The organism is Polymorphospora sp. NPDC050346 (assembly GCF_040655695.1).
Lineage (GTDB): Bacteria > Actinomycetota > Actinomycetes > Mycobacteriales > Micromonosporaceae > Polymorphospora > Polymorphospora lycopeni.
In genome coordinates, this window is the sequence record NZ_JBFAKM010000034.1 from 84,509 (window position 1) to 85,981 (window position 1,473).

1 protein-coding gene is annotated in these 1,473 nt (G+C 66.3%); it reads left to right on the plus strand.

Annotated elements, in window-relative coordinates; translation table 11 throughout:
* A partial coding sequence (locus AB0I42_RS28395; protein ID WP_357541879.1) for an IPT/TIG domain-containing protein occupies positions 1-733 on the plus strand: 733 nt, incomplete at its 5' end.
* Positions 734-1,473: the final 740 nt, after the last annotated feature.

Here is a 1,473-nt window from a genome sequence, read left to right on the forward strand (position 1 = left end):
TCCGACCGGAAACGCTGGCGACGTTCACGTGCAAGTCACCACGCCCGGCGGAACCAGCGCCACCAGCGTCGACAACCGGTACACCTACGTGCCGGCACCCACCATCACTGCGGTCAGCCCCAACACGGGCCCACCGGCCGGCGGTAACACGGTCACGATCACCGGGACCGACCTGACCGGCGCCACCATCACCTTCGGGTCCGGGAACAACGCCACCGACGTATCCTGCACGGCCACCTCCTGCACGGCCGTCGTACCGGCGGGAAGCATCGGAACGCTCCACGTACAGGCCACGACCATCGGCGGAACCAGCGCCACCAGCGTCGACAACCAGTACACCTACGCGGCCGCGGACCTGAGCGTGGCTATAACCGCCACCGGTGTGCCCGGGCTGCTCAACGGGCACATCGACTACACCATCACCATCACGAACAACGGTCCCTCGACCCTGAGCTCGGCGACTGTCACCGCCACGCTGCCCATCCCGATGACGGCGACCAGCTCCGACTGCACCACCGGCGCCGGTAGCGTCACCTGTGCCGTGGGGCCGCTGGCCAGCGGTGCCAGCGTCACCCGCAGCATCAGGGTCCCGGTTGGCCTGCTCACGATCGGGATCCCCTACACCGTCACCGCGACTCGCACCGCCAGCGCACCCGTCGACCTCAACCCCAACAACGACAGCGCCTCTCGAAGCTGCACCGTCGTGAGCTCGCTGATCATCCTCTGCCACTAGGTACCACCAGGAAGGGCGTCGCCCGACCAACCACGCACACCCCGACCAGGACGGGGAAGGCAAGCTCGTCGTCCAGCGTCACGCTGCGGTCCCAGCCACCGCACGACGGCCGATGAGAGCCTTCCCCGTCCCAGCGGGAATCTCCACGGTGATGTGCGGATGGGTGATCGGGCGGCCGTCTACCCCCAGTTCGATGTCTTCCACGCCGGTGATCTCTACGTTTCCGTCTCGGCCGCCTCGCGGCTGGTGGGTCGGCCACCGAAGCCTCCATGTGGCGCGGCTACCAGCAGTTCCTCACCCGGGAGCCGTACGTCCGACCGGTGGAACACAACGTGCCGCAGTGAACGGAATTCTCAGGGTCACCGGCGTCGGGTTGGGCTGGGGCGAGTGGTGATGCCATGGACAACGTGCTGTCGGGCCTGACCCGGTTGGCCTCCCGCCGCTGGCTCTGGCACGAAGTTGGAGACCTCTCCGACGCCAACGCCTTGACACAGAGAGGTGCCGTTCGCGAGACAGTCCCGCTGTAGGACGGACACGGCCACGGGCCGCTGGCCCTTCTAGTTCGCTCGCGACATACCAGCTAGATGTTCGCTTGATCCGGTTCTAGTAGTGCTTTGTTAGGTTGGGACGAGTTGGTGGCAGAGAGGGCAGAATCCGAGCCAGGTCGCGAGTAGGTACTGCAGTTCGCGGAGAACGGCGTACAGGCTCAGGTCTGCCCTGCTGCTTTTGGGTGTGTGGTC